Below are 26,110 nucleotides of genomic sequence, written 5' to 3' on the forward strand. Positions count from 1 at the left end.
GCTTTTCGTAGGGTGGGTGGAGCTTGCGATACCCATCGTCTTTCAGCTCGTGGCGAGTTGCAGCATGGATATCGCTCCGCTCCACCCATCCTACGGCTTGTGGTGAGCCTGTGAACCGCCGCGCCGAACGCCTCGCCCCGGTGGTGGACATGGCGCTCAAGGCCGAGCGCGAGGCCGCGCGCCAGCTCGGCCAGATGCAGGGCCAGTTGCAGCAGGCGCAGCGCAAGCTCGCCGAGCTGGAGCGCTACCGCTACGACTACCAGCAGCAATGGATCACCAACGGCCAGCAGGGCGTCAGCGGCCAGTGGCTGATCAACTACCAGCGCTTCCTGTCCCAGCTCGAAGGCGCCGTCGAGCAGCAGAATCGCTCGGTGGCTTTCCACGAGACCAACGTGGGCAAGGCGCGGGTCATCTGGCAGGAGAAGTACGCACGCCTCGAAGGCCTGCGCAAGCTGGTGGAGCGCTATCGCGAGGAAGCGCGCCTGGCCGCCGACAAGTACGAGCAGAAACAGCTCGACGAATTCGCCCAGCGCCTGAAGCCTTCCGCCGAGCAATAGCGGTCGGGTTCCGCGGAACGCCGTGCTAGGCTCCAGTCAGTCTCCCAGGTTGGACCCCTTCATGCCTCTTCCCACGCCTGTGCCTGTGGATTTCCAGCGCGTCCTGCAACTCTGGCAGCTCGTCCCCGAGGGTGAGCCGATCATCACTCCCAGCAGCCATCTGCTGCCGGTCCGCTGGATGGGACGGGCTGCGATGATCAAGCGCGCACTGGATGTCGATGAGCAGGGCGGTGGGCTGGTGATGAACTGGTGGTGCGGCGAGGGCGCAGCGCAGGTCTTTGCCTACGATGGCGACACGATCCTGATGGAGCGTGCCGAGGGCAGCCGTTCCTTGATGCACATGGCGCTCCACGGTGAGGACGACCAGGCCAGCCGCATCGTCTGCGACACGGTGCGCCGCTTGCACTGGCCGCGCGATACGCCGGCGCCGGAGCTGCTCGACCTGCGCCAGTGGTTCCGCGATCTGGCACCGGCAGCCACGCGCTACGGCGGCCTGTTCCCGCGCTGCCTGGAAACCGCCGAGGCGCTGCTGGCCAGCGAGCATGACCGGCGCGTGCTGCACGGCGATGTCCACCACGACAACGTCCTCGACTTCGGCGAGCGCGGCTGGCTGGCCATCGACCCCAAGCGGCTCTTCGGCGAGCGCCTGTTCGACTACGCCAACCTGCTGTGCAATCCGGACCTGCCGACCTCCCGCGAGCGTACGCGCTTCCTGCGTCAGCTCGACGTGATCGTCGAACACGCACGCGTCGACCGGCGCCGCCTGCTGGAATGGGTGCTGGCTTTCGCCGGTCTCTCCGCCGCCTGGTTCCTCGACGATGGCATGGCCGCCGACAGCGACCTGAGCGTGGCGCATCTGGCCGCCGCCGAGCTGGACCGCATGGCATGCTGCGCCTGAACCGAGCCCTGTTGCAGGCGCATCCGCGACTGATCAGCTCCGTCGTCATGGGGGCGCTGGTGGGGCTGGCGTGCTACCCGTTTGCGCCCATGACCCGTGTGCTATTGGGCTGGAACTGCATGGCCTGGCTCTACGTGCTACTGATCGGTTGGCTGGCCCTGCGCGCAGCACCCGCAGAGGTGCGCCGGCTGGCCGAGATCGAGGACGAGAATGCCGAAGCGGTACTGGTGCTGGTCACCGTTGCCGCCGTGGCCAGCCTGGTCGCCATCGTCGTCGAGCTGGCAACTGCCGGGCACGCCAACGGCAGTGAGAAGATCGTCCGCTACGCCTTTACCGCCAGCACGGTGCTGGGCTCGTGGTTCCTCATCGGTACCATCTTCACCATGCACTACGCCCGGCAGTTCTACTCGGCCGATGCGGCGGAGCCAGCGCTGCGCTTCCCCGAGGGCGAGATGAATCCGGACTACTGGGACTTCCTCTACTTTTCCTTCACCCTCAGCGTGGCGGTGCAGACCTCCGACGTGGAAATCGCCTCGCGTGCGATGCGCAAGGTGGTGCTGGCGCACTCGGTGATCGGCTTCCTGTTCAACACCGCGATCCTGGGGCTGGCGATCAACATGGGCGCGGGGCTGATCGGCTAGCGTGGGTATTCAGGGATGAAGCGCCTCGACAGCCAGCCGTAGCGCCAGCACGACGAAGGCGAGGGTGAAGCTCCAGCGGATCAGCGTCATCACCGCCGGACGCCCGATCACATAATCGCGCACCCAGGATGCCAGCAGTCCGTAGCCGATGAACACGACGAAGGTCATCAGTGCGAACACCAGGCCCAGCATCAGGAACAGCCCCTGCGTGTCCTCGCTGCCGGCCGGCACGAACTGCGGCAGGAAGGCCAGGAAGAACAGCCCGAGCTTGGGGTTGAGCAGGTTCAGCCAGAGCCCGGTGCCTACCAGCTGCGGGGTGCTGCGCGGGCTGCTGGTCGAATCCAGCGCCACGGCGCCGCTGCCGCGAAACACCTGCCAGGCGATGAAGAGCAGGTACGCGGTGCCAAGCAGCCGGATGAGCTGGATGCTGGCCGCGCTGGCCTGCAGGATCAGCGACAGGCCGAAGGTGGCGGCCAGCAATTGCGGGAGCATGCCCAGCGTGCAGCCCAGCGCCGCGAGGGTGGCGGCGCGGGCGCCCAGGCCGAGGCCGACGGCCAGGGTGTAGAGCACGCCGGTGCCGGGCAGCAAAACGACGACGAACGCCGTCAGCAGGAATTCTGCGTTCATTCCCGTGGGTTTCCTGTGTGGAAGAAGTGAGGCCGTGAGACCGGGGCGATCAGGGCGTTGGCGGCTGCCTGAACGATGAGCGCCATTGCCCCGGTGTCAGCCCGAGCTGGCGGGCGAAGGCGCGGGTCATGTGCGACTGGTCGGCGAAGCCGGCGAGCAGAGCGGCGTCGGCTAGCGTGCGGCCTTCGCCGATGGCCTTGTGGGCCTGTCTTACGCGGTACTGCAGGAGGTAGGCGTGGGGCGTAGTGCCCAGTTCGCGGCGGAAGCGACGCAGCGCCGCGAAGGGGGTCAGCCCGGCAATGCCGGCCAGCTCCACCAGCGCGGGGGCATTGCGCGGGTCGTCGTGAATCCGTTCGAGCATGCGTGCCACGCTGCGGGACGGCAGGGTCGCCACGCTTGTGTCGAGGCGCTGGTCGAGTAGTTCGCCGAACAGGTCGAGCACGCCTTCGCTGGCTTCCTCCGCACAGGCGCCCGGCAGATGTTGCAGCAGGCTGGCAATGCGCTGGGCGAGTTGTCGGTCGGCGAGGGCGGGTATGGTGAACTCGCGTCGGGCCATTTCCCCGCCGGCCAGTTCTGCCAACAGTGCCGGCTCCACGTAGAGCATCCACCAGCGCCGCGGCGCACCGCGCAGGGGAATGCCGTCGTGCAGTTCATTGGGGTTCACGGTGATGATGTCGCAGGGCCCGGCCTCGATCTGTCCGCGGCCACTCCAGGAGCTGTGCCCGCCTTCGAGCATCACGCCGATGCCGTACTCGTCATGGGCGTGGCGCGGGAAGCTGCGCTGCGTGAGTATCTCGACGATGCGCAGGCCGGGCAGTGCGGCGGCGGTGCAGTTCACTCGGTGCAGCATTGGGTCAGGCCTGCGGGCGCGGAGAGGTGATAGGCAGAGTAGTCCCTGGTACAGCGTCGATCTTGAATGAAATTGACTTTCTCGGCGCCGGGAGCTTTCCGCGCGAGGTCTCGCCCTCACCCCAGCCCTTTCCCCCCCTGGGAGAGGGCTGGGGTGAGGGGCTGGCGTCTCAGAAGAACGGTCGTGAGGCCTTGAACATGAACGCCGAGTCGCAATAGGCATTGTGCCCGGAGTAGGCGCTGCAGTCGCCGCCGGTCAGGCTGCTGCCGCTGTAGGAGAAGTTCAGATCAATGCCGTTCCAGGGGCGGCTGAAGTTCACTGACCAGTCGCCGAATTCGCTGACGCTGCCACCGCTGTTCAGACTCACGGGGGAGGCGAGGTTGTAGGTGGAATACTTGAAGGTCACGTCAAAGCCGAGGTCAGGCTGCACGCCCAGGTCGGTGAACAGCGTGGTGGTGCTGCGCCCGGCCTGGGCGCTGTAGGCCGCGCCGAGACGGCTGCCGAATACCGAGAGGCCGCCGTACAGGGCCTGGCTGTCGTAGTCGGGCTGTTCCGGCCGGGTGTAGCGCAGGGTGCCCACTTCGTAGCCCAGCTTGCCGTCGCCCAGCGGGTGCTTGAAGCCGGCGTAGCTGTCGATCTCCAGCGGCTTTTCCTGCTCGATGTTCGAGGTCCAGCTGCCCACGTACCAGCCACTGTCGTGGGTTATGTCGAGGCCGCCCTGGGCGCTGTTGGCCTGGCCCGGCTGGACCAGCCCCTGGGCCATGCTGCGCGTTGGCGAGTTGGCGAACTTGAGTTCGAAATCGCCCAGCTCGCGCTGCATCACCTGGGCACCTGCGTACGGCGCCGCGCACAACACGCAGGCCGCGATGAGAATGGACTTGTACATGCTCCCCCCTTCTTGCGGGTGCGACCCTTCCAAGGCCTCTTGCGAGCCTTCGCTCTGCGTCGCACGCGTAAAAGGGTAAAGGCATTCGCCGCGCCTGTGGCGACCGGCGGTCCATTAATCGACCTGCCGGGGTACCGTTCGACCGGTCTGGCGAGGCGGTTTCCCATCGTTCGCCGAGGTTGCCGCTGTCCCCGCTAGCTGCTACATCTTCAAGCTCGTGCGCGACCATCGATCGATAAGGAGAATCCCATGGCCATCACTTCCGTTCCCTCCGCTGACGGGCAGGAGCTCACCATCGTGGTCCAGGGACGTTTCGATTTCGGCGCGCACCAGGAATTCCGCAACGCCTACGAACGCGTAGAGACCACGCCCAAGCGCTATGTGGTGGACCTGAAGGGTGCCACCTACCTCGACAGCTCGGCGCTGGGCATGCTCCTGCTGCTGCGCGACCACGCCGGCGGCGAGAGCGCGCAGATCAGCCTGGCGCACTGCAATCCGGACGTGCGCAAGGTGCTGTCCATCTCGAACTTCGAGCAGCTGTTCAAGATCAGCTGACGCGGCTCGCTCTGCAGTGGCAACGGCCATGTCCGAACTCCTCACCGTCCTGATCGCCGACGACAACGCCGCCGATCGCCTGTTGCTGTCGACCATCGTCAGCCGCCAGGGCCATCGTGTGATCACCGCCGGCAACGGGCTGGAAGCGCTCGCGCTGTTCGCCCAGGAGCGCCCGCAGCTGGTGCTGATGGATGCGCTGATGCCGGTGATGGACGGCTTCGAGGCGGCGCGGCGGATTCGCCGGCAGGCTGGCGAGGAGCTGGTGCCGATCATCTTCCTCACGTCGCTGAGCGAGCCCGAGGCGCTGGTGCAGAGCCTGGAGGCGGGCGGCGATGACTTCCTTTCCAAGCCCTACAACCGCGTCATCCTCGAGGCCAAGATCCGCGCCATGGGCCGCCTGCATCACCTGCAGCGGATGGTGCTGGAGCAACGCGACCTGATCGCCCGGCACAACGAGCACCTGCTCAACGAGCAGCGGGTGGCCAAGGCGGTGTTCGACAAGGTGGCGCATTCGGGTTGCCTGAACGCGGCGAACATTCGCTACCTGCAATCACCCTTCGCGCTGTTCAACGGCGACCTGCTGCTGGCGGCGTTCAAGCCCTCCGGCGGCATGCACGTGCTGCTCGGCGATTTCACCGGCCATGGCTTGCCGGCAGCCATCGGCGCCATGCCGCTGGCCGAGGTGTTCTACGGCATGACCGCCAAGGGCTACCCGATGGCGGACATCCTTCGCGAGATGAACGCCAAGCTCAAACGCATTCTCCCGGTGGGCGTGTTCTGCTGCGCGGCGGTGCTCAACCTGAGTTTCCAGCGCGGCCTGGTGGAGGTGTGGAACGGCGGCCTGCCCAACGGCTACCTGCACCGCCACGACAGCGGCGAACTGCAGCCGCTGGTGTCGCGGCATCTGCCGCTGGGCATTCTCGACCCTTCGGCCTTCAGCGACCATGTCGAGGTCTACGCGATGGAGGAGGGCGACCGTGTGTTCCTCTTCTCCGATGGCGTGCTGGAAGCGCGCAATGCCACGGGCGAGGCCTTCGGCGAGGAGCGCCTGCACCAGGTGTTCGGTGAGGGCCTCGTGCCGTCGCGCCTGTTCGACGGCATCCAGGCGGCGGTGGCGCGTTTTCGCGGCGAGGCCCAGGACGACGTCAGCATGCTGGAGATCGCACTGGTCCCCGAGGACTCGCTGCAGCGCCCGCCGCTGGCTTTCTCCGACAACGGACTGAGCAGCCCGCTGGACTGGTCCGCCAGCTTCGAATTCCGCGCGCCGACGCTGCGCAACTTCAATCCGCTGCCCTTCCTGTTGCAACTGCTGATGGAAGTGCAAGACCTGCGCCCGCGCGGCGGTGCGCTCTACACCGTGCTCGCCGAGCTGTACTCCAACGCCCTGGAGCACGGTGTGATGGGCCTGGACTCCTCGCTCAAGTGCGATGCCGCCGGCTTCGCCCGCTATTACCAGGAGCGCAGCAAGCGCCTGATCAGCCTGCGCGACGGCTTCGTGCGCTTCCATCTTGATCTCGCCCCCCACGGCGATGGCGGGCGCCTGCTGGTGCGGGTGGAGGACAGCGGCGACGGTTTCGACGTGGGCGCGGTGCTGGCTTCGCAGCGGGCCGCCGGCAGCCTCTGCGGGCGCGGCCTGACGCTGGTTCGGCAGCTATCGGACCGCTGTCAGTGGTCGGCCGACGGCAAGGCGGTCTCCGTGGAGTTCTTCTGGTCGGCTCAGGCATAATCGGGGCCTTCTTGTCCCCCGCAGGGTGGCGAGCCGTCTTTCAGGGAGTGCCCAATGTCCGAGCCGCATCTCGATGGCGCCGTGCTGAGCAATTTGCTGTCGATCATGGAAGACGAGTATCCGCTCCTGGTGGAAACCTTCCTCAGCGACTCCGAGGAGCGCCTGCGTAGCATCCGCGAGGCATCCGCCGCCAGCGATGCGCCGGCCCTGCGCCACGCCGCGCACAGCTTCAAGGGCAGTTGCGGCAACATGGGCGCCTCAGTACTGAGCAGCCTGTGCAAGCGACTCGAGGAGGCCGCGCGGCAGAACGACCTGGCCGGCGCGCAAGGCCTGATCGGCAAGGTCGAGCACGAATTCTCCATCGTCCGCACCCTGCTGTTGCCCGGTCGCCCCTGACCTTTTCCGAGTTGGCCCGCGCCTTGCTATCTCCGTGTTGGATATTCACATCAACGGAGAACTCCGATGGCTGTCGCCCCGGATATTTTATTGACGTCGACGCCTGACACCCGGCCCAAGGCGGCGCTCTCCAAGTCTGCGCAAAGTTCGTCGAACAGCAGCAGCGACAAGGGTTCCAGCTTTGCGGACGTCTACGCCAAGGAGCAGCGGCCAGCCGCCAGCGAGCGCGCCGACAAACCGGTAAAGGCGAAGAACGACAAGCCGCGGGACAGTGCCGACAAGGACACCGCGAGCAAGGACTCCACCGCGCCGGCTGCCGCTGACCAGCCAAAGGTTGCCGAGGACGGCAAGGCCTTGCCGGCCGATGGCGCCAGCAAGGCGGACGAGAAGGTAACGGATACCCAGACCAGTCCCGACGCGACCCTCGACCCGCTGCTGATGCTCGGCATGACCGGCCAACTGCCGGAGCCCGAAGCGCCGCCGCTGGTGGTCAGCACCGGCACCAGTCCGCTCACCGATGCCAGCAGCGATGGCGATCTGCAGAAGCTCAACGAGATTCCGGGGGTGAACCTGACGCTCGCCGTGGGCGCCGACGACCAGGCCCAGCAGGCGCAGCAGACCCAGCTCACCGGTCATCTCGGCGCCAAGGCGGGGGACAAGTCACTGGATGCCAGCGGCAAGAACGATCTGTCCGCCGCCCTCGCTGCACTGACCTCGGACTCGACGGCCAAGGGCTCCGAAACCAAGCTCGCTGAAGGCGCATTGAAAGATGGCGCCGACCTCACCCAGCAACTGGCGGACGTGCAGACCGACGCCAAGCCGGAGATGCCGCGCAACGAGGCCTTTGCCGCACGCCTGGAGTCGCTGACGCAGGCGCTGAACACGCCGCAGGCCATGACCAGTCGCCCGGTGAACCCGCTGGTGCCGGGGCAGGCGGTGTCCGTGCAGCAGAACGGCTGGACTGATCAGGTGGTGGACCGGGTGATGTGGATGTCCTCGCAGAATCTCAAGTCGGCCGAGATCCAGATGGACCCGGCCAACCTCGGCCGCCTGGAAGTGCGCATCCACATGACCGGCGACCAGACCCAGGTGAACTTCGTCAGCGCCAACGCCAACGTCCGCGAAGCGCTGGACAGCCAGCAGCACCGTCTGCGCGAGATGTTCAACCAGCAGGGCATGCAGCTGGACGTGAACGTTTCCGACCAGTCCGCCCGTGGCTGGCAGCAACAGCAGCAGGGCGACGGCCGTGGCAGCTCGCGGAGCGTGGCGGGTAGTGGCAGCGGTGACGATGAGCCGATGCTCAGTGGCGTGTCCGAGATCCGCCCGCAGACGGCGGCGCAGGGCAGGGGATTGGTGGATTACTACGCGTGATCCCCGCGGGCTTCATGGGGCGTAGAACGGACAGCGTTTTACGCCCCATACCCCGATTAGCTGGCATCGACTGAAATTTCTCTTCGCTCCCCGTGACATCCTCCGTCTAGCCTGTAATATCCGCGGCGTCGCCAGTAGGACTCTTCCAAACTGGCACAGCCCTTGCTGCTACCCCGGTATCAGCGCTTCGCGCCGCAAAAGTGACGGATTATTGGCATGGCCAAGAAAGAACAGACGCCTTCTCTCCCCGATGGCCAGGCGCCCGGCAAGGGCAAGCTGAAGCTCATCATCATCATCGTGCTGGCTTTCCTGCTGGCGGTGGGTGCGTCGGTGGGCGGTACCTGGTTCTTCCTGCACAAGAGCGCCAAGCCCGACGAAGCCCAAGCCAAGGCCGCGGAACACGCCGAGCCGACGAAGAAGCAGGCGGTCTACGAGATTCTCGCGCCGTCCTTCGTGGTCAACTTCAACCAGAACGGCCGCCAGCGCTATCTTCAGGTAGCCGTTGCCCTGATGGGCCGCGACCAGGCGCAGATGGATGCCCTGCGCGAGCAGATGCCGCTGGTGCGCAACCAGCTGGTGATGCTGTTCTCCAGCCAGAATTTCGACAATCTGGTGACTCCGGTCGGCAAGGAGATGCTTCGTCAGCAGGCCACGTCCAGTCTTCAGGAACTGGCGAAGAAGGCGACCGGTCAGTTGACCGTGGAGCAAGTGCTTTTCACCAACTTCGTATTGCAGTAGGTACCCGCCATGGCCATGCAGGATCTACTTTCCCAGGACGAGATCGACGCGCTGTTGCACGGCGTCGACGACGGCCTGGTGGAAACCGAGTCCGACGTCGAGCCGGGGGCGATCAAGTCCTACGACCTGACCAGTCAGGACCGTATCGTCCGGGGTCGCATGCCGACCCTGGAGATGATCAACGAGCGATTCGCCCGTTATACCCGCATCAGCATGTTCAACCTGCTGCGCCGCTCGGCGGATGTCGCCGTGGGCGGCGTGCAGGTGATGAAGTTCGGCGAGTACGTGCACTCGCTGTACGTACCCACCAGCCTCAACCTGGTGAAGATGAAGCCGCTGCGCGGTACCGCGCTGTTCATCCTCGACGCCAAGCTGGTGTTCAAGCTGGTGGACAATTTCTTCGGCGGTGACGGTCGTCACGCCAAGATCGAGGGCCGCGAGTTCACCCCCACCGAGCTGCGGGTGGTGCGCATGGTCATCGAGCAGGCCTTCGTCGATCTCGCCGAGGCCTGGCATGCGGTGATGCCGATCAACTTCGAGTACGTGAACTCTGAGGTGAACCCGGCGATGGCCAACATCGTCAGCCCTAGCGAAGTGGTGGTGGTCTCCACCTTCCACATCGAGCTGGACGGCGGCGGCGGCGACCTGCACATCACCTTGCCGTACGCGATGATCGAGCCGATCCGCGAGATGCTCGATGCCGGCTTCCAGTCCGACGTGGACGATCAGGACGAGCGCTGGATCAATGCCCTGCGCGAAGACATCCTCGACGTCAGCGTGCCGCTGGGGGCCACCGTCGTGCGCCGCCAGCTCAAGCTGCGCGACATCCTGCACATGCAGCCGGGCGACGTGATCCCGGTGGAGCTGCCCGAATACATGATCATGCGCGCCAACGGCGTGCCTTCCTTCAAGGTCAAGCTGGGTTCGCACAAGGGCAACCTGGCCTTGCAGATTCTCGATCCCCTCGAGCGCTTGCGCTGAGCGGATCCCACGAGGACCCACCATGTCTGACGAAGAAAACGTGACTCCCGAAGAACAGGCGCTGGCTGATGAGTGGGCTGCGGCCCTCTCCGAATCCGGTGATGCCAACCAGGACGACATCGACGCGATGATGGCCGGCGCTGCGGCTCCGGCCGTGCCCGCCGCACCGCGCGCACCGATGGAAGAGTTCGGCATGGCGCCCAAGACGCCGATGATCGCCGGGCTGGAAGGCCCCAACCTGGATGTGATCCTGGATATTCCGGTGACCATTTCCATGGAGGTCGGCCATACCGACATCAACATCCGCAACCTGCTGCAGCTCAACCAGGGCTCGGTAATCGAACTCGATCGCCTGGCCGGCGAGCCGCTGGACGTGCTGGTCAACGGCACCCTGATCGCTCATGGCGAAGTGGTGGTGGTGAACGAGAAGTTCGGCATCCGCCTCACCGACGTGATCAGCCCCAGCGAACGCATCAAGAAGCTGCGCTGACATGGGCCGCCTGCTTGCGAATCCCCGTCTGCTCTCCAGCGTAGGCGCCCTCCCGCTGCTGGGGCTGTCGCTCTTCGCCCTGGGAGAGGAGGCCAAGGCACCGGCATCCAATCCGGCCATCGTCCACGCCAGTTCCACGCCGAGCATCATCACCGGCAGCGCCGGCGCGCAACTGATGCAGTTGCTGCTGGGCCTGGTGCTGGTGGTCGGGCTGATCTTCCTGCTGGCCTGGCTGGTGCGTCGCGTGCAGCAGGTCGTGCCGCGCGGCAACCAGGCGATCCGCCTGATTTCCAGCCAGTCCCTCGGCCCGCGTGATCGGCTGGTGCTGGTGCAGGTGGGCGAGGAGCAGGTGCTGCTGGGCCTGACGCCCGGACGCATCACCCCGCTGCACGTCATGCGCCAGCCAGTGCATGCTGCCGAATCGGAACCGGCGCAGCCGGAATTCGCCCAGCGCCTGCTGGAATTGCTGAACAAGGACAAGGGCCGCCCGCAGTGACCCGTTCGCCGAACCTCTCCGCTCTGATCGGTGCGCTCAAGGCAGTCGCGCCGCTGCTCCTGGGCCTGCTGGCGCTGATGGCGCCGCAGGCCTTCGCCGCCGATCCGACGCAGCTGACGGCGATCACCGTGACCACCAACCCGCAGGGGCAGCAGGAATACTCGGTCAGCCTGCAGATCCTGCTGATCATGACCGCGCTGAGTTTCATCCCGGCGTTCGTCATGCTGATGACCAGCTTCACCCGGATCATCATCGTCTTCTCCATCCTGCGCCAGGCGCTGGGCCTGCAGAGCACGCCGTCGAACCAGGTGCTGATCGGCCTCGCCATGTTCCTCACCCTGTTCGTCATGGCGCCGGTGTTCGACAAGATCAACACGACTGCGCTGCAGCCTTACCTGAGCGAGCAGATCCCCGCGCAGGAAGCACTTACTCGCGCGGAAGTGCCGCTCAAGGCCTTCATGCTGGCGCAGACCCGGCAATCGGACCTGGAGCTGTTCGTGCGGCTGTCCAAGCGCACCGACATCGCCAGCGCCGACGCCACGCCCCTGACCATCCTGGTGCCGGCGTTCGTCACTTCGGAGTTGAAGACGGCGTTCCAGATCGGTTTCATGATCTTCATTCCGTTCCTGATCATCGACCTGGTGGTGTCCAGCGTCCTGATGGCGATGGGCATGATGATGCTCTCGCCGCTGATCATCTCGTTGCCGTTCAAGATCATGCTGTTCGTCCTGGTGGACGGCTGGGCATTGATCATCGGCACGCTCGCCGGCAGTTTCGGGACGGTCTAGCGATGAACCCCTCTGCTGAACGACAGGAGCAGCCATGACCCCCGAAGTCGCCGTCGACCTGTTCCGTGAAGCGCTCTGGCTGACCGCCGTGATGGTCGGCATCCTGGTGCTGCCCAGCCTGCTGGTGGGCCTGATCGTGGCGATGTTCCAGGCCGCCACGCAGATCAACGAGCAGACCCTGAGCTTCCTGCCGCGCCTGCTGGTGGTGCTGCTCACCCTCATCGTGCTGGGACCCTGGCTGCTGCGGCAACTGATGGAATACACCCAGTCGCTGATCACCAGCATCCCGACGCTGATCGGCTGATGCTCGAGCTCAGCAACGCGCAGATCGGCGGCTGGATCGGGGCCTTCCTGTTCCCGCTGTTCCGCATCGCCGCGATGTTGATGGTGATGCCGATCATCGGCACCCAACTGGTGCCGACCCGCGTGCGCCTGTACCTGGCCGTGGCCATCGCGGTAGCGCTGACGCCCAACCTGCCACCGATGCCGCAGGTGGATGCGCTGAGCCTCAAGGCGATGGTCTACATCGCCCAGGAAATCCTCGTCGGCGCCATGCTCGGCTTTGTCCTGCAGCTGATGTTCCACGCCTTCGTCATTTCCGGGCAGATCATCTCGATGCAGATGGGCCTGGGCTTCGCGTCCATGGTCGATCCCACCAACGGCATCTCGGTACCGGTGCTGGGGCAGTTCTTCACCATGCTGGTGACCCTGCTGTTCCTCTCCATGAACGGCCACCTGGTGGTCTTCGAGGTGCTGGCGGAAAGCTTCACCACACTGCCGGTGGGCGAGGGGCTGTCGAGCAACCACTTCATCACGGTGGCCGGCAAGCTCGGCTGGGTCCTGGGCGCAGGCCTGATGATCGCCTTGCCGGCGATTACCGCGCTGCTGGTGGTCAACCTGGCGTTTGGCGCGATGACCCGCGCGGCGCCGCAGCTGAACATCTTCTCGATCGGTTTCCCGCTCACCCTGATCATGGGCTTCGTCATTGTCTGGATTGGCAGTGCCGAGATTCTCACCCAGTACCAGGCGCTGGCCAGTGAGGGCCTGCGCCTGCTTCGCGAACTCGTGGGGGCCCGCTGATGGCCGAGAACGACAGTAGCGAAGACAAGACAGAGGAACCTACCGAGAAACGGCGCCGCGACGCGCGCGAGAAGGGCCAGCTCCCTCGGTCCAAGGAGCTTAATACCCTGGCCGTGCTCCTGGCCGGCGCCGGGGCCTTGCTGATGTTCGGCGCCAGCCTGGCCGATGCGCTGATGCGCCTGATGCGCGGCAGTTTCGAGCTGGACCGCGCCACGGTGATGAACAGCGAGAGCATGCTCAACCTGCTGATCGCCGGCGGCAAGATCGGCGCCGATGCGATCTGGCCGATCCTCGCGGTGCTGCTGATCGCGGCGCTGGTCGGTCCGGTTGCGCTGGGCGGCTGGCTGTTCTCCGCCGAGGCGCTGGCGCCCAAGTTCAGCCGGATGAACCCGCTGGCCGGGCTCAAGCGCATGTTCTCGCTGCGCTCGCTGACCGAGTTGCTGAAGGCCCTGGCCAAGTTCGTGCTGGTGCTGATCGTGGCGGTCCTGGTGCTCAAGTCCGACCAGGACGACCTGCTGGCCATCTCCCACGAGCCGCTGGAACAGGCGATGGTGCACAGCGCCCGGATTGTCGGCTGGAGCGCCTTCTGGCTGGCCTGCAGCATCATCTTCATCGCCGCCGCGGACGTGCCCTTCCAGCTCTGGGACAACCGCAAGAAGCTGATGATGACCAAGCAGGAGGTCAAGGACGAGTACAAGGACTCCGAGGGCAAGCCGGAGGTCAAGGCCAAGGTCCGCCAGATGCAGCGCGAGATGGCCAACCGGCGGATGATGCAGGCGGTGCCCGAAGCCGACGTCATCATCACCAACCCGACGCACTTCGCCGTGGCCCTGAAATACGACGCGGAGAAGGGCGGGGCGCCCAGACTGCTGGCCAAGGGCAACGACTTCATGGCGCTGAAGATTCGCGAGATCGCCCAGGAGCACAAGGTCACGGTGCTCGAGTCGCCGGCGCTGGCGCGGGCGGTTTACTACTCCACCGAACTCGACCACGAGATTCCCGCCGGCCTCTACCTCGCCGTGGCCCAGGTGCTGGCCTACGTCTACCAGCTCAAGCAGTACCGCGCGGGCAAGGGCAAGCGTCCGGGACCGATGCCGAACCTGCCGATCCCGCCGGATTTGCGACGCGACGAATAAATTTGCGGACTGGAGGTTGCAGACATTGAGTGCACGACCTCGGGTTGGTAGACCAGATGGTGCACTCAGAATTCATAGATGGTTATTTTAGCCGCCTGAAATCATTGGGTGCCTGCATTGCTTGTTGTTGCTAAAAGCGATTGTTCAACGCCTTGGTGAAGTTGGGGTTATGGTTTCTTTGATGATGTATTTGTGGTGTATTTCATCTCTTTCTGGCTGAAGGAGAGCGTTTCTCTAGTTAGTGCTGCTTCTTTTCCGTTGTAGACTATTTGATCTCTGCTGTCCCTTTTGTAGGATTTGGCTATAATTTTTTTATAGTTATTTTTTGATTGGCTCGATACTTCCATTTCTGCATAATAGTCTCCGCCAGCAAATACGTAATATCCTCGGCACCTTATAAGTATATCAAAGGTGTTATCTTTGCTTGATCCCACTCCTTCGTAAGATTTGAATATTGCATCATTGTTGCCATCAAGATTTAAATCGCCTGAGTAAATTAGTAGCCCTTCTGAAACTGATAGCTCTCCTGTTGTTGTGTTTATTCTTGTCAAAGTGTCGATTGAGTTGTCTGGGCTTTTCCAATTGCTTATAAAGTACTTTGTTGTGGATTCTTGAGTGCATGGGGTTGCCTGTTCTGCATAGGCATGTGTGGAAAGTATTGCTATAATTAATGAGGAAGAAATTTTCATTATTAGTTCTCAAGAGAAAATGTATTTCTACCCGTGCGGGGTTGCCCTGGGGGAGTGCCGGAACCATAGTCTGCGGCAGTGGTCGCAGAGTTATTCACGACTGTAGCTGCGTTTAGTAGGTGCGTGGTTAGGGCTGTCTCATGTGCATCAGTCCAGTCAGCTATAGGCTCAGTCCAAGTTAAGTTGGAGTTGCTATTTATTGCTGATTGGATTGCTGCAGTAATACGCTGGCTCTGGTCCCTAACTACATGGCTAGGTCTGTATATGTGCCATCGCAGAAGGATGGCAGTAGCTCGTTCAGATGTATATATTTGGCCGATTGTGGAATTTATAGTGGTGTTGTTTACTTGGAATGATATGCTCTTTGAACGGATGTCGCTGATTCTCCTTTTTGCCATTCCCCACATTGCGTGCCTATAGTTTGTTATGGTTCGGCTGGCCATGGAGAAGCGGAAGAACCAATGCCAGGTTTTTAGATAATGAGCTTCTTCTCTATTTCGAGATAGTGGCGTGAACTCTGAGTCCTGATGAGGTTGTTGAGATGATAAGAAATTAGAGTTGCTCAATTTGATCCATGTCGAATACGTCCTTGTTTCAGAAGAGTATAAGTTAGCGCTTCCCCAAGCTGTGAGTGGGAATAGGCCAAAATGTCCAAATGCACTATCATAGTTTTGGGGGGTTCTGTCTCTGAAGTAGGATAGAAAGGCTGGGAGTTCTCCATTGGAGTACTGGTTGTTGTCAAAAATCCCTGCCGTCCAATGACATGGTCCAGTGGAAAGTAGAGCGTTATCCCAACAGTTTATTACATCGAATTTTCCATAACATTCAGCCTGGGCAGAGCCGCGAATAACTCTATATGTCGATATTTGCGCTGTATTTATATTTTCTGGTGTGAGGTTTGATCCGGTTAAGTTCGAGATGGACATTTCCGACTCGGGAGACCAGCTGTGATTGGATGATGAGGAAGGCCCTCCAAATGATTGTGCTTCGTAATAACCTAGCGTGTGATATTCAGTCTGCGGCCTGCTTGGCGGGTATGTGTAATAATTGGAGAAGTCTCTAAAATATACTCTTGGGCCTGTGTTTGTTATTGCATTATGTTTCCATAGATTGCACCCGTTGGCGGCCAGATTTGTTCTTGTGTTGCTCGTAATGCTCCACGCCTCAATGATTACAGGGCATCTATAATTATTCTCCAGCCAGAATTCGAGCGCTACTATGGTTTCTGCGTTCAGCGCGCCGCAAACGGCTCCACTGTATATGCTTTGGTTGGCGACCGACTCTAGGGAGTCTACGTAGTAGGTAGCAGGCCGTGGCGTGCTTCCTGTCGGTGCCGGTGATTGTCCAGCCGCGCAAACATATACTGCTGAGCTATCGTAGTGTACTTCTTGGTTGTTTATAGTTTGCGGAGAGCCAGAGGCTGTGAGCAGGGGTTGGCCAACTCTATCATTTCGCACTCTTGCGACTTGACCCATCTTTGCATAGATCTGAAATTCGCGAACAGCCCATTCTGTAGTTCTTCCAAAATCTCCATCAGGAGTTTCAACTATAAAAAAACCAAGGGATCTTAGGTCTTCCTGAAGAGAACGAACGTGTTCCGGAATAGTGAGCGTTGTGGTGCTACTGGCAGATGTGCTGCTGGTTTCGGCGTTGGTTTGGGGCTGTGGAGGGTTGTTTACTGCGCCCCACCGAGGAGGAGTTCCTTGCTGGATATTCCCATCATGGTCACCGCGCTGAAGATTGAAATTTCCATACCGCATGTGATTTTCCTTTTAAAAATCATGCTTTTTCTTGAGGTGGGATAATTCTTTATTTGATAGGTTTGCGATATCTGGTAGCTTGCAGGAGCGCAGTAGGCATCTGTTGGCGAATTGTGTTTTTGGGCCAGATTTTCCATCAAGTTCACCATCGTAGAATCCGAGGTTTTTTAATCTTGATTGTTGTCCTTTGATTTCTTCGCTGGGAGCTTGCTTGCCTATATCTATATTCCAAACCCAAGGGTTGTTTTCGCTTCCAAAGGGATACACCTTTAAGTTCGCTACTCCCGATTTTTCCTCCGTATCGCACACTATATTTCCAGAGCTATCTGTCCTTCCTGAAAATATTTTTCCATTTACTTCCAGTGCATAATCCTTATTGGATATTAATTCCTCGGAATACGGTCGAGTTATTCTGATTTTAAGCTTTGATTTTGGGGTGGGCTTTAATGCCTCTGCCAAGGTTTTGGGTTGTATAGTTGGATTGGTTGAAGACAATGGCCCCAGCGGAGCGATGATTCGATTGCTCCCATGTGGACAGCCGCAACTGACGATATTGCCGTCCACAGCACAGAGTGCACCGTCCCATTTGTTCCTGGGGTCGCCTTCGGCGACGACTCCTTCCCGGCCACATCTGGGGCAGGTGGTGGTTGGGTCTCCCATTCGGACGATGCCTCGGGAGAGGCTCGTCGCGGAGTACGTCAAGGTGCTGATCAGGGTCGCGCCCGAGGTTGTCTTGTCACCGTCCAGGGCCTGACCGCGCCCATAGATTTCCGGGCGGCTCATCGCTGAGCTTCCGAGCCTGGAAGGAAGTCGCCGGGCCAGGTGTGCCCCTTGCGGAGGACAAGGACGGCGCAGCCTTGCGGGGTGTTGACGATTTCGTCGCCGTTGTCCAGCAGGCTGCCAACCAGGGCAAGGTTGGAATAGCTCTGGCCTGCGCCTGTCACGATATGGGCAATGCTTCCATCCGGATATTCGACCAGGTCCCCGATGATGGCGGCAGAGACTTTTTCGCCATCGGCAAGCGTGAAGTTCACTGGCGAACTCCCTCTGACGATTCTTCCACCCAGTCGGCTCTGGCTACCTTCGGTGGCAAGCCGGCGAATACCTGCCGCCGGATGCGTGAGCAGCCGCGATTGGCTCTGGCGTATCGTTTCGAGTTCCGCTGGATGGAAAGAAGCGAGTTGCTCCTCTGAAAAAGGCAACTCATCCAGCTTGCGCAACAATGCTTCGGTTGTCTCGTTGGTGTAATAAATGCGGGGGCTTGGTGTGTGAGTCATACCGTTCTCCTGATTGAGCAGTGCGCTGATTTCCCTACTCCGGGGAATGCAGGCGGAGCCCAGAACGCTATCAATGGTGATATGGGCGCGGCTGTCGGAAGTGGCCGAGGTTGCTGTGCTAATCGGGATTTCAGTTGGAGATACTGGGAGGGTTGAGACGCGAAAGCTGCGTAGGACTGTGGGGCGATATTCCGGCTGGACCTGCCGATCCCGCCGGACCTGCGCCGGGACGAGTGACCCGCAGGCTCCGCCCGTGCAGTAGGATGGTCGGCCTGCGTCCGGCGTCGAAGGCTCCGGGCGGCCTGTTCAGCCAAGGAAACGTTTCATGCTTCGGGATTCCTTCGCCGGCCTGCGCTTCGCGTTCTGGCTCTTGCTCTGCCTCTTCACCTGCGTCCAGCCCGTCTGGGCCGACGCGCCCGCCGATGGTGGCGTGCTGCTGCCGCTGAGCGAGCGTGTGGTGGACGTCACTGGCACCCTCGACCCCGCCGCCAAGGCGCGCCTGATCGACAAGCTCAAGGCTCTGGAGGACCGGCGTGGTGCGCAGATCGCCGTGGTGATGCTGCCGACGGTGGGCAAGATGGGCATTGAGGCCTTCTCCAACAAGCTGTTCGACCTCTGGAAGCTCGGCCGCAAGGGCGTGGACGACGGTGTGCTGCTGGTGGTGGCGAAGGACGATCACCTGATGCGCATCGAGGTCGGCTATGGCCTGGAAGGCGCAATTCCCGACGTGCTGGCCGGGCGCATCATCCGCGAGCGCATGGCGCCGGCCTTCCGCGAGGGCGATTTCGCTGGCGGTATCGATTCGGCGGTGGATGCGCTGATCCTGCTGGTCGATGGCGAGGTGCTGCCGGAGCCCGCCTCCGAACCCTTGCGCTTGCCGCTGGAAGCCTGGCTGTTGCTGGCGTCCTTTGTGGCCGGTGGCGTGGGTGGCGTGCTGCTGGCCGCACGGCGGATGGGCTGGCGCGGCGCACTGGCGTTTTGCGCGGTGGTGGTCGTGCTGGTGGCCATATTGTCCGGCGGCAAGGATGCCCTGGGAGTGGTTGCCGTCACGCCAATCTGCCTGCTGGTCGGCGGCGCTACCTTCGGTGCGCTGTGGACGGCTCGGGTGGTGTTCTACGGCGTGCTGGGGCTGATTGCCTACTGCATCCTGCTCGGTTTCCTGACGCCGCGCTTCGGCGGCCTGCTCTGGGTCTATGCGCTGGCTGCGCCGCTGGCGGTGCTGATGGTCATCGGCCTCTGGTGGCTGCTGATCTCGATGATGCGCGACGTCTGGCGCGGACCTCGCAAGGGGCGCAAAGGGCGCAAGACCGCCAAGGCGCCGGCCGGGCACAAGGCCTTCTACTGGCGCCTGGCGATATTCCTCGGCCTGTACCTGCTGATCGGTTTCTTCGCCGGTGCTCCGGCGGCTCCGCTGAACTGGCTGCTGGTGCTGCCGTTCATGTGCCTGCCGGGGCTGGTAGTGTTCGCGGCGGGGCAGGGCGGCGCGGGCGGCAGCTCGGGCTCCGGCGGCAGTTCGTCCAGCGGGTCGTCCGGCGGCAGTTCGGGCGGTGGGTTCTCCGGTGGCGGTGGTTCCAGTGGCGGAGGCGGTGCCTCCGGGAGCTGGTGACCGGCCTAAAGACAGGGGAACCTTTCGCCGGGAGTTGCCGGTCGAACCTTCGACGCGAGGGCGCCAGCCTTCGTGCGCCGGGGCACTGAGCGGAGAAGGGCGATGAGCGAAGCGAGACACTTCAGGATGCTGGCGATGGCGGTGGGCGTCGGACTGTGCGGCGCCTGCGCACCCGATACACCGGTGACGCAGTACCGCCTGCAGGTCTGTGGCACCCAGCACGAAGCGCAGGTGACCGATCGCTGGTGGGGCTCGCTGTATGTCGCCCAGCTCAGCGGTGACAACCAGCTGGTGGTTGGCGTGCCTCTGGCGGTGCAGGGAGAGGGCGGCCACCCGGCGACGCTCACCGCGCAGTTCCACCTGACCACTGCGCAGGACCAGTTGCGCCTCGATCCTTCGAAGCTCTCCGGTCGCTACGCCATAGGCCCCCAGCGCGAGGGTCGGGCAAGGCTGGGTGAGGGCGCGGCGGTACTGTTCCAGGAGGTGCCCGAGGATGCCTTGCGCGCCAGTCATGGCGAGCTGGTGATCGACCGCGTGGAGATCGTCCGCAGCGAAGACGACACCGAGTACGGCGTGATGTCCGGCCACTACCGATTCGAGGCGCGTAGCGACGCCAACCAGTCCACCTGCGCGGTGGCGGGCAGCTTCAAGGACGGTACTTTCAAACTGGTGAAAGACAGTTCCTGAAGCGTTTCGAAGAAGTTGGAACGCTTCCTGCAAAACCCTGTGCGGATGCCCGGTTGGGCGTCAAAAGTTTGATCCGGTGGCCGGCTCGGTCACCAACGCGCAGGGGAAATTCGGGTGGATCGTACGCAACTGATCGGCACTGTTCGCAGCAATCTGGTAGGGCTCAGCCGGGGCAACCTCGGCGTGCCGCTGCTGTTGCTCGCCATGCTGGCGATGATGACCCTGCCCATCCCGCCGTTCCTGCTGGATGTGCTGTTCACCTTCAACATCGCCCTGTCCATCGTGGTCCTGCTGGTCAGCGTTTACGCCCTGCGCCCGCTGGACTTCGCCGTGTTCCCGACCATCCTGCTGGTCGCCACGCTTTTGCGCCTGGCGCTGAACGTCGCATCCACCCGCGTCGTGCTGCTGCACGGCCACGACGGCCACGCGGCTGCGGGCAAGGTGATCCAGGCATTCGGCGAGGTGGTGATCGGCGGCAACTACGTCGTCGGTATCGTGGTTTTCGCGATCCTCATGATCATCAACTTCGTGGTGGTCACCAAGGGTGCCGGGCGTATCTCCGAGGTGAGCGCGCGTTTCACCCTCGACGCCATGCCCGGCAAGCAGATGGCCATCGACGCCGACCTCAACGCCGGCCTGATCGAGCAGGCGGAAGCCAAGAAGCGCCGCGCTGAAGTGGCCCAGGAAGCCGACTTCTACGGTTCGATGGATGGTGCCAGCAAGTTCGTCCGCGGTGACGCCGTCGCCGGCCTGCTGATCCTCTTCATCAACCTCATCGGTGGCGTGGCCATCGGCATGATCCAGCACTCGATGAGCTTCGGCGACGCCGGCAAGGTCTACGCCCTGCTGACCATCGGTGACGGCCTGGTGGCGCAACTGCCCTCGCTGCTGCTGTCCACCGCTGCCGCGATCATGGTGACCCGTGTCTCCAGCTCCGAGGACATGGGCCAGCAGGTCAATCGCCAGATGTTCGCCTCGCCCAAGGCGCTGGCGATCTCTGCCGCCATCCTGATCGCCATGGGCCTGGTCCCCGGCATGCCGCACGTCTCCTTCGTGGGCCTGGGTGGCCTGGCCGCTGCTGGCGCGTACCTGATCTGGCACCGCCAGCGCCAGGCCAGCCAGAAGGCCGAGCAGGAAGCCCAGACCCAGCAGGAACTGCTGCCGGCACAGCGCGCCGAGCAGACCAAGGAGCTGGGCTGGGACGACGTGACCCCGGTGGACATGGTCGGACTGGAGGTAGGCTACCGCCTGATTCCGCTGGTGGACCGCAACCAGGGTGGACAGCTGCTGGCGCGGATCAAGGGCGTGCGCAAGAAGCTGTCCCAGGACCTCGGCTTCCTGATGCCTTCGGTACATATCCGCGACAACCTTGACCTGTTGCCCAACGCCTATCGTTTGACGCTCATGGGCGTCAGCGTGGCGGAAGCCGAGATCTACCCGGACCGCGATCTGGCGATCAACCCCGGCCAGGTGTTCGGCACCCTCAACGGCATCGCCGGCAAGGACCCGGCCTTCGGCCTGGAGGCCGTGTGGATCGAGGCCTCGCAGCGTGATCAGGCGCAATCGCTGGGCTACACCGTGGTCGATGCCAGCACCGTGGTCGCCACCCACCTCAACCAGGTGCTGCACAAGCATGCCCACGAGTTGCTGGGTCACGAGGAAGTCCAGCAACTGATGCAACTGCTGGCCAAGACTTCGCCCAAGCTTGCCGAAGAGCTGGTGCCGGGGATGATTTCCCTGTCGACGCTGCTCAAGGTCCTTCAGGCGTTGCTGCAGGAACAGGTGCCGGTACGTGACATCCGTACCATCGCGGAAGCCATCGCCAACGTGGCGGTGAAGAGTCAAGATCCCGCCGCGATGGTGGCAGCGGTTCGTGTCGCGCTGTCCCGCGCAATCGTGCAAACCATTGTGGGACTAGAGCCGGAGCTGCCTGTGATCACTCTGGAACCCAGGTTGGAACAGATATTGCTCAATAGTCTTCAGAAGGCCGGACAGGGCTCCGAAGAAGGCATGTTGCTGGAACCCGGAATGGCCGAAAAGCTGCAACGCTCGATGGTTGAAGCGGCGCAGCGTCAGGAGATGCTCGGCAAGCCGGCGATTCTGCTGGTGGCAGGTCCCATCCGCGCGATGATGTCGCGATTCGCCCGGATGGCGGTTCCCACCATGAACGTGCTGGCTTACCAGGAAATCCCCGACAACAAACAAGTCACGATCGTTGCCACTGTTGGGCAGAATTGATTGAGGTCGCAGGCCATGCAGGTAAAACGCTTCTTCGCCGCTGATATGCGTCAGGCCATGAAACTGGTCCGTGACGAGCTGGGCCCGGACGCCTCGATCATCGGCAATCGCCGTGTCGCAGGTGGCGTAGAGCTGACCGCGGCGCTGGATTACCAGGCCCCGGTGGCAGCCAGCAAGCCGAACCCGGCGCTGGAAGCCGAGCTGCGCAAGACCCAGGCGAAGATCGCCCAGGCCAAGGCTGACCTGTCGGCTCCGACCCGCGCCAGCGATAGCGTGCGCGGCGACCGTCAAATGTACGGCACCGAGAAGCCGCGTCGCAGCGCCGCCGAAACCCTGGCCGCCGCCATGGATGCACCGGTTGCCCCGGCACCGGCCGCTGCCGGCCAGCAGGCGCTGGAAGCCATGCGCTTCGAGCTCAACGGCCTGCGCGAACTGATCGAAGTGCAGCTGGGCTCGATTGCCTGGAACCAGCTGCAGAACCAGCGCCCGAAACAGGCCGGCCTGTGGCGTCGCCTGCAGCGCATGGGGCTGCCGGCCGACCTGTCGCGCAACCTGCTGGAGCGCGTGGCGTCCATTGCCGACCCGAAGCAGGCCTGGCGCATGCTGCTGGCGCATCTGGCTCGCTCGATCAATACCCCGGAAATCGACCTGCTGGAGCAGGGCGGCGTAATCGCCCTGGTCGGCCCGGCCGGCATGGGCAAGACCACTACCCTGGCCAAGCTGGCCGCGCGCTACGTACTGAAGTACGGCGCGCAGAGCATCGCCCTGGTGTCCATGGACAGCTTCCGCATCGGTGCGCAGGAGCAGATCAAGACGCTGGGCCGCATTCTCAATGTGCCGGTGACCCTGGTCGATCCGGGCCAGTCGCTGATCCAGGCCATGGCACCGCTGGCGCGCAAGCGCCTGGTGCTGATCGATACCGCCGGCCTGCCCGCCAACGATCCGGCGCTGCGCATGCAGCTCGAAGCGCTGTCGTCGCTGAGCCTGAATGTGAAGAATTACCTCGTGCTGGCCGCGACCAGCCAGAGCCAGGTACTCAAGTCCGCCTGGCAGAACTATCGTTCCTGTGGGCTGGCCGGGTGCATCCTGACCAAGCTGGACGAAGCGGGAAGCCTCGGCGAAGCTCTGGCTCTGGCTATCAGCCAGCATCTACCGGTAGCCTATCTGGCTGACGGGCCGAAGATCCCGGACGACCTGCATGTGGCACGCGCGCACCAACTGGTCAGCCGCGCGGTGAGCCTGCAGTCGCCCGAAGAGCCTTGCGAGGATGCCATGGCGGACATGTTCGCCGGCCTTTACCAACAGCCGGTGCGTCGCGCCAGCTGAAGATTGTGAGCCCCGGGTGGGGCGTGGGGTGGCCGGTTGAGCCGCCCAAGCGATGCGGATGCTCTGCAAGACGATCCGCGAGCGCCGGAGGCAGTAGAGCACTGCAGCCGGATTAGCCGAAACGCCGATGCGTGACGGTCGAACGACGAGACAAGGTATTGATATGGGTATGCATCCCGTTCAGGTAATCGCAGTCACCGGCGGCAAGGGTGGCGTGGGCAAGACCAACGTGTCGGTGAATCTGTCGCTGGCGCTGGCCGATCTCGGCCGCCGCGTCATGCTGCTGGATGCCGACCTGGGCCTGGCCAACGTCGACGTGCTGCTGGGGCTGTCGCCCAAGCGCACGCTGGCCGACGTCATCGAAGGCGAATGCGACCTGCGTGACGTGATCCTCCAGGGCCCCGGCGGCATCCGCATCGTCCCGGCGGCCTCGGGCACCCAGAGCATGGTGCACCTCACGCCGATGCAACACGCCGGCCTGATCCAGGCGTTCAGCGACATCAGCGACAACATCGACGTGCTGGTGGTGGACACCGCCGCCGGCATCGGCGACTCGGTGGTGAGCTTCGTGCGTGCCGCCCAGGAAGTGCTGCTGGTCGTTTGTGATGAACCCACGTCCATCACCGATGCCTACGCTTTGATCAAGCTGCTCAACCGCGACTACGGTATGACCCGTTTCCGCGTGCTGGCGAACATGGCCCACAGCCCCCAGGAGGGCCGCAACCTGTTCGCCAAGCTGACCAAGGTCACCGACCGCTTCCTGGACGTGGCGCTGCAATACGTCGGCGCCATTCCCTACGACGAGTCGGTGCGCAAGGCCGTGCAGAAGCAGCGTTCGGTGTATGAGGCGTTCCCGCGCAGCAAGGCTTCCCTGGCCTTCCGTGCGGTGGCGCAGAAGGTCGACAGCTGGCCGCTGCCGGCCAACCCTCGAGGGCACCTGGAGTTCTTCGTCGAGCGCCTGGTGCAACATCCCACGGGTTCGGCCGTATGACCGCGGCCTCCGGAGCGCGTATGTACAGCAAGGCACAGGCGCACAACTCCCAGGAACTGCTGATCCAGAAACACGCCCCGCTGGTGAAGCGCATCGCCTACCACCTGCTCGGCCGTCTGCCGGCCAGCGTGCAGGTGGAGGACCTGATGCAGGCCGGCATGATCGGCCTGCTGGAGGCTGCGAAGAAATACGATCAGGGCAAGGGTGCGAGCTTCGAAACCTACGCCGGCATCCGCATCCGCGGCGCCATGCTCGACGAGGTGCGCAAGGGCGATTGGGCCCCGCGGTCGGTCCACCGCAACACCCGCATGGTCAGCGACGCCATCCGCGCCGTCGAAGCGCGCACCGGACGTGACGCTAAAGATCAGGAGGTCGCTGCCGAACTCAATATGAGCCTTGAAGACTATTACGGCATCCTCAGCGACACCCAGGGCAGCCGTCTGTACAGCTTCGATGACATGTTGCAGGACGGTGACCAGGGCGGCGGCTTTGCCGAAGACGCCTCGCACCACGACAACGAGCCGTCCCACGGGCTGGAAGACGAGCGCTTCCAGGCGGCCCTGGCCGACGCCATCACCAAGTTGCCCGAGCGCGAGCGATTGGTGCTGGCGCTGTACTACGACGAGGAACTCAACCTCAAGGAGATCGGCGAAGTGCTGGGTGTCAGCGAGTCCCGCGTCAGCCAGCTGCACAGCCAGTGCGCCGCGCGCCTGCGTTCGCGACTGGCGGAGTGGCGCGCTCGCTGAGCATCGGGTAGTTTCGCGTCGGCTGCTTCTGAGAGGCGGTGCTGAAGGGATTTTCCTTAGGCAAGTTATAGGCTTACGAATTTTTGGGTGACGTTCCTTTGACGCGCCCACAGCAAAGAGCGCACGGCGCTCGATGAATTGACGGCACGCCCGCCAGGGCGCGTTTGGTATCGATGGAGGCAGGTTTGGACAAGAACATGAAAATTCTCATCGTGGACGACTTTTCCACGATGAGGCGCATCATCAAGAACCTCCTGCGGGACCTGGGGTTCACCAACACCGCAGAAGCCGACGACGGCACCACTGCGCTGCCGATGCTGCACAGCGGCAACTTCGACTTCCTCGTTACCGACTGGAACATGCCCGGCATGACCGGCATCGACCTGCTGCGTGCGGTCCGCGCCGACGAGCGTCTGAAGCACCTGCCGGTACTGATGGTCACCGCCGAAGCCAAGCGCGACCAGATCATCGAAGCGGCCCAGGCCGGGGTCAACGGCTATGTGGTCAAGCCTTTCACCGCTCAGGTGCTGAAAGAAAAGATCGAGAAGATTTTCGAGCGGGTCGGCGGCTGAGG

General features: G+C 63.0%; 29 protein-coding genes. 22 read left to right on the forward strand and 7 right to left on the reverse strand.

Annotation, left to right across the window (positions count from 1 at the left end):
* Positions 1 to 110: 110 nt before the first annotated feature.
* From fliJ to IB256_RS04590, 3 genes are all read left to right on the forward strand, one after another.
* Positions 111 to 557, forward strand: a complete 447-nt coding sequence (gene fliJ / locus IB256_RS04580) for a flagellar export protein FliJ (RefSeq protein ID WP_081519279.1) — start codon at positions 111 to 113, stop codon at positions 555 to 557.
* A gap of 61 nt (positions 558 to 618) precedes the next feature.
* Complete coding sequence (locus IB256_RS04585) at positions 619 to 1,455, forward strand: aminoglycoside phosphotransferase family protein (RefSeq protein ID WP_192291016.1); 837 nt, start codon at positions 619 to 621, stop codon at positions 1,453 to 1,455.
* A complete protein-coding gene (locus IB256_RS04590; RefSeq protein WP_192291014.1) occupies positions 1,443 to 2,096 on the forward strand; it encodes a DUF1345 domain-containing protein in 654 nt (217 codons plus the stop codon). Before IB256_RS04585 ends, IB256_RS04590 begins: the two co-directional genes overlap by 13 nt.
* Positions 2,097 to 2,105: 9 nt before the next feature.
* Here the strand turns inward: IB256_RS04590 and IB256_RS04595 are convergent, their stop codons facing one another.
* The 3 genes from IB256_RS04595 to IB256_RS04605 all read right to left on the reverse strand — a co-directional run bounded on the left by IB256_RS04595 (position 2,106) and on the right by IB256_RS04605 (position 4,459).
* Complete coding sequence (locus tag IB256_RS04595) at positions 2,106 to 2,723, reverse strand: LysE family translocator (RefSeq protein WP_192401461.1); 618 nt, start codon at positions 2,721 to 2,723, stop codon at positions 2,106 to 2,108.
* A 49-nt stretch (positions 2,724 to 2,772) separates the two neighbouring features.
* Positions 2,773 to 3,573, reverse strand: a complete 801-nt coding sequence (locus IB256_RS04600) for an AraC family transcriptional regulator (RefSeq protein ID WP_192291010.1) — start codon at positions 3,571 to 3,573, stop codon at positions 2,773 to 2,775.
* A gap of 169 nt (positions 3,574 to 3,742) precedes the next feature.
* Positions 3,743 to 4,459 (reverse strand): TorF family putative porin, encoded by a 717-nt coding sequence (locus IB256_RS04605; RefSeq protein ID WP_081519283.1) that lies wholly within the window; start codon positions 4,457 to 4,459, stop codon positions 3,743 to 3,745.
* A gap of 249 nt (positions 4,460 to 4,708) precedes the next feature.
* Between IB256_RS04605 and IB256_RS04610 the strand changes: the two genes are divergently transcribed.
* From IB256_RS04610 to flhB, 12 genes are all read left to right on the forward strand, one after another.
* Positions 4,709 to 5,014: an STAS domain-containing protein gene (locus tag IB256_RS04610; protein WP_081519284.1), complete on the forward strand. Its 306-nt coding sequence runs from the start codon at positions 4,709 to 4,711 to the stop codon at positions 5,012 to 5,014.
* Between the two features lie 28 nt (positions 5,015 to 5,042).
* The gene (locus tag IB256_RS04615) at positions 5,043 to 6,740 is read left to right on the forward strand and encodes a SpoIIE family protein phosphatase (protein WP_192291008.1); all 1,698 of its coding nucleotides are present in this window, start codon (positions 5,043 to 5,045) and stop codon (positions 6,738 to 6,740) included.
* Between the two features lie 54 nt (positions 6,741 to 6,794).
* Complete coding sequence (locus IB256_RS04620; RefSeq protein ID WP_151187839.1) at positions 6,795 to 7,136, forward strand: Hpt domain-containing protein; 342 nt, start codon at positions 6,795 to 6,797, stop codon at positions 7,134 to 7,136.
* Positions 7,137 to 7,202: 66 nt separating this feature from the next.
* A complete protein-coding gene (locus IB256_RS04625) occupies positions 7,203 to 8,507 on the forward strand; it encodes a flagellar hook-length control protein FliK (RefSeq protein ID WP_192401463.1) in 1,305 nt (434 codons plus the stop codon).
* A 216-nt stretch (positions 8,508 to 8,723) separates the two neighbouring features.
* Positions 8,724 to 9,245, forward strand: a complete 522-nt coding sequence (gene fliL, locus IB256_RS04630) for a flagellar basal body-associated protein FliL (RefSeq protein ID WP_192291002.1) — start codon at positions 8,724 to 8,726, stop codon at positions 9,243 to 9,245.
* A 9-nt stretch (positions 9,246 to 9,254) separates the two neighbouring features.
* Positions 9,255 to 10,226, forward strand: a complete 972-nt coding sequence (gene fliM, locus IB256_RS04635; protein ID WP_192401465.1) for a flagellar motor switch protein FliM — start codon at positions 9,255 to 9,257, stop codon at positions 10,224 to 10,226.
* 22 nt (positions 10,227 to 10,248) lie between these two features.
* Positions 10,249 to 10,716, forward strand: coding sequence for a flagellar motor switch protein FliN (gene fliN / locus IB256_RS04640; RefSeq protein ID WP_138215080.1), 468 nt, complete (start codon positions 10,249 to 10,251; stop codon positions 10,714 to 10,716).
* A 1-nt stretch (position 10,717) separates the two neighbouring features.
* Positions 10,718 to 11,212 carry a flagellar biosynthetic protein FliO gene (fliO, locus tag IB256_RS04645; RefSeq protein WP_138215079.1) on the forward strand — a complete coding sequence of 165 codons (495 nt, stop codon included), beginning with the start codon at positions 10,718 to 10,720 and terminating at the stop codon, positions 11,210 to 11,212.
* A gap of 77 nt (positions 11,213 to 11,289) precedes the next feature.
* Positions 11,290 to 12,000 carry a flagellar type III secretion system pore protein FliP gene (gene fliP, locus IB256_RS04650; RefSeq protein ID WP_225594669.1) on the forward strand — a complete coding sequence of 237 codons (711 nt, stop codon included), beginning with the start codon at positions 11,290 to 11,292 and terminating at the stop codon, positions 11,998 to 12,000.
* Between the two features lie 34 nt (positions 12,001 to 12,034).
* Positions 12,035 to 12,304 carry a flagellar biosynthesis protein FliQ gene (gene fliQ / locus IB256_RS04655; protein ID WP_045212070.1) on the forward strand — a complete coding sequence of 90 codons (270 nt, stop codon included), beginning with the start codon at positions 12,035 to 12,037 and terminating at the stop codon, positions 12,302 to 12,304.
* A complete protein-coding gene (fliR, locus tag IB256_RS04660; protein WP_192290998.1) occupies positions 12,304 to 13,080 on the forward strand; it encodes a flagellar biosynthetic protein FliR in 777 nt (258 codons plus the stop codon). The genes fliQ and fliR overlap by 1 nt, the downstream gene beginning before the upstream one ends.
* Entirely contained in the window at positions 13,080 to 14,216 is a 1,137-nt protein-coding gene (gene flhB / locus IB256_RS04665; RefSeq protein ID WP_192401470.1) for a flagellar biosynthesis protein FlhB, read from the forward strand. Before fliR ends, flhB begins: the two co-directional genes overlap by 1 nt.
* A 167-nt stretch (positions 14,217 to 14,383) precedes the next feature.
* Here the strand turns inward: flhB and IB256_RS04670 are convergent, their stop codons facing one another.
* The 4 genes from IB256_RS04670 to IB256_RS04685 are packed head-to-tail and all read right to left on the reverse strand — an operon-like array spanning position 14,384 to position 17,942.
* The gene (locus IB256_RS04670; protein WP_192401472.1) at positions 14,384 to 14,905 is read right to left on the reverse strand and encodes a hypothetical protein; all 522 of its coding nucleotides are present in this window, start codon (positions 14,903 to 14,905) and stop codon (positions 14,384 to 14,386) included.
* A gap of 2 nt (positions 14,906 to 14,907) precedes the next feature.
* Positions 14,908 to 16,665, reverse strand: coding sequence for a peptidoglycan-binding domain-containing protein (locus tag IB256_RS04675; protein ID WP_192401474.1), 1,758 nt, complete (start codon positions 16,663 to 16,665; stop codon positions 14,908 to 14,910).
* Between the two features lie 12 nt (positions 16,666 to 16,677).
* Positions 16,678 to 17,448: a PAAR domain-containing protein gene (locus IB256_RS04680; RefSeq protein ID WP_192401476.1), complete on the reverse strand. Its 771-nt coding sequence runs from the start codon at positions 17,446 to 17,448 to the stop codon at positions 16,678 to 16,680.
* On the reverse strand, positions 17,445 to 17,942 hold the full coding sequence (locus tag IB256_RS04685) for a hypothetical protein (RefSeq protein WP_192401478.1): 498 nt from the start codon (positions 17,940 to 17,942) through the stop codon (positions 17,445 to 17,447). Before IB256_RS04685 ends, IB256_RS04680 begins: the two co-directional genes overlap by 4 nt.
* A 325-nt stretch (positions 17,943 to 18,267) precedes the next feature.
* Here IB256_RS04685 and IB256_RS04690 point away from each other — a divergent pair, with 325 nt between their 5' ends.
* The 7 genes from IB256_RS04690 (at position 18,268) to IB256_RS04720 (ending at position 26,108) form a co-directional block, all read left to right on the forward strand.
* On the forward strand, positions 18,268 to 19,548 hold the full coding sequence (locus IB256_RS04690) for a TPM domain-containing protein (RefSeq protein ID WP_192401480.1): 1,281 nt from the start codon (positions 18,268 to 18,270) through the stop codon (positions 19,546 to 19,548).
* A 102-nt stretch (positions 19,549 to 19,650) separates the two neighbouring features.
* On the forward strand, positions 19,651 to 20,235 hold the full coding sequence (locus tag IB256_RS04695) for a hypothetical protein (protein WP_192401482.1): 585 nt from the start codon (positions 19,651 to 19,653) through the stop codon (positions 20,233 to 20,235).
* A gap of 114 nt (positions 20,236 to 20,349) precedes the next feature.
* Entirely contained in the window at positions 20,350 to 22,473 is a 2,124-nt protein-coding gene (flhA, locus tag IB256_RS04700; RefSeq protein ID WP_192381224.1) for a flagellar biosynthesis protein FlhA, read from the forward strand.
* A gap of 15 nt (positions 22,474 to 22,488) precedes the next feature.
* A complete protein-coding gene (gene flhF, locus IB256_RS04705) occupies positions 22,489 to 23,799 on the forward strand; it encodes a flagellar biosynthesis protein FlhF (RefSeq protein ID WP_192401484.1) in 1,311 nt (436 codons plus the stop codon).
* 163 nt (positions 23,800 to 23,962) lie between these two features.
* Entirely contained in the window at positions 23,963 to 24,790 is an 828-nt protein-coding gene (fleN, locus tag IB256_RS04710) for a flagellar synthesis regulator FleN (protein WP_017520297.1), read from the forward strand.
* Complete coding sequence (fliA, locus tag IB256_RS04715) at positions 24,787 to 25,536, forward strand: RNA polymerase sigma factor FliA (protein WP_045212057.1); 750 nt, start codon at positions 24,787 to 24,789, stop codon at positions 25,534 to 25,536. The genes fleN and fliA overlap by 4 nt, the downstream gene beginning before the upstream one ends.
* Positions 25,537 to 25,733: 197 nt before the next feature.
* On the forward strand, positions 25,734 to 26,108 hold the full coding sequence (locus IB256_RS04720; RefSeq protein WP_009621098.1) for a chemotaxis response regulator CheY: 375 nt from the start codon (positions 25,734 to 25,736) through the stop codon (positions 26,106 to 26,108).
* Positions 26,109 to 26,110: the final 2 nt, after the last annotated feature.

It is taken from the genome of Pseudomonas sp. PDM17 (assembly GCF_014851985.1).
Lineage (GTDB): Bacteria > Pseudomonadota > Gammaproteobacteria > Pseudomonadales > Pseudomonadaceae > Pseudomonas.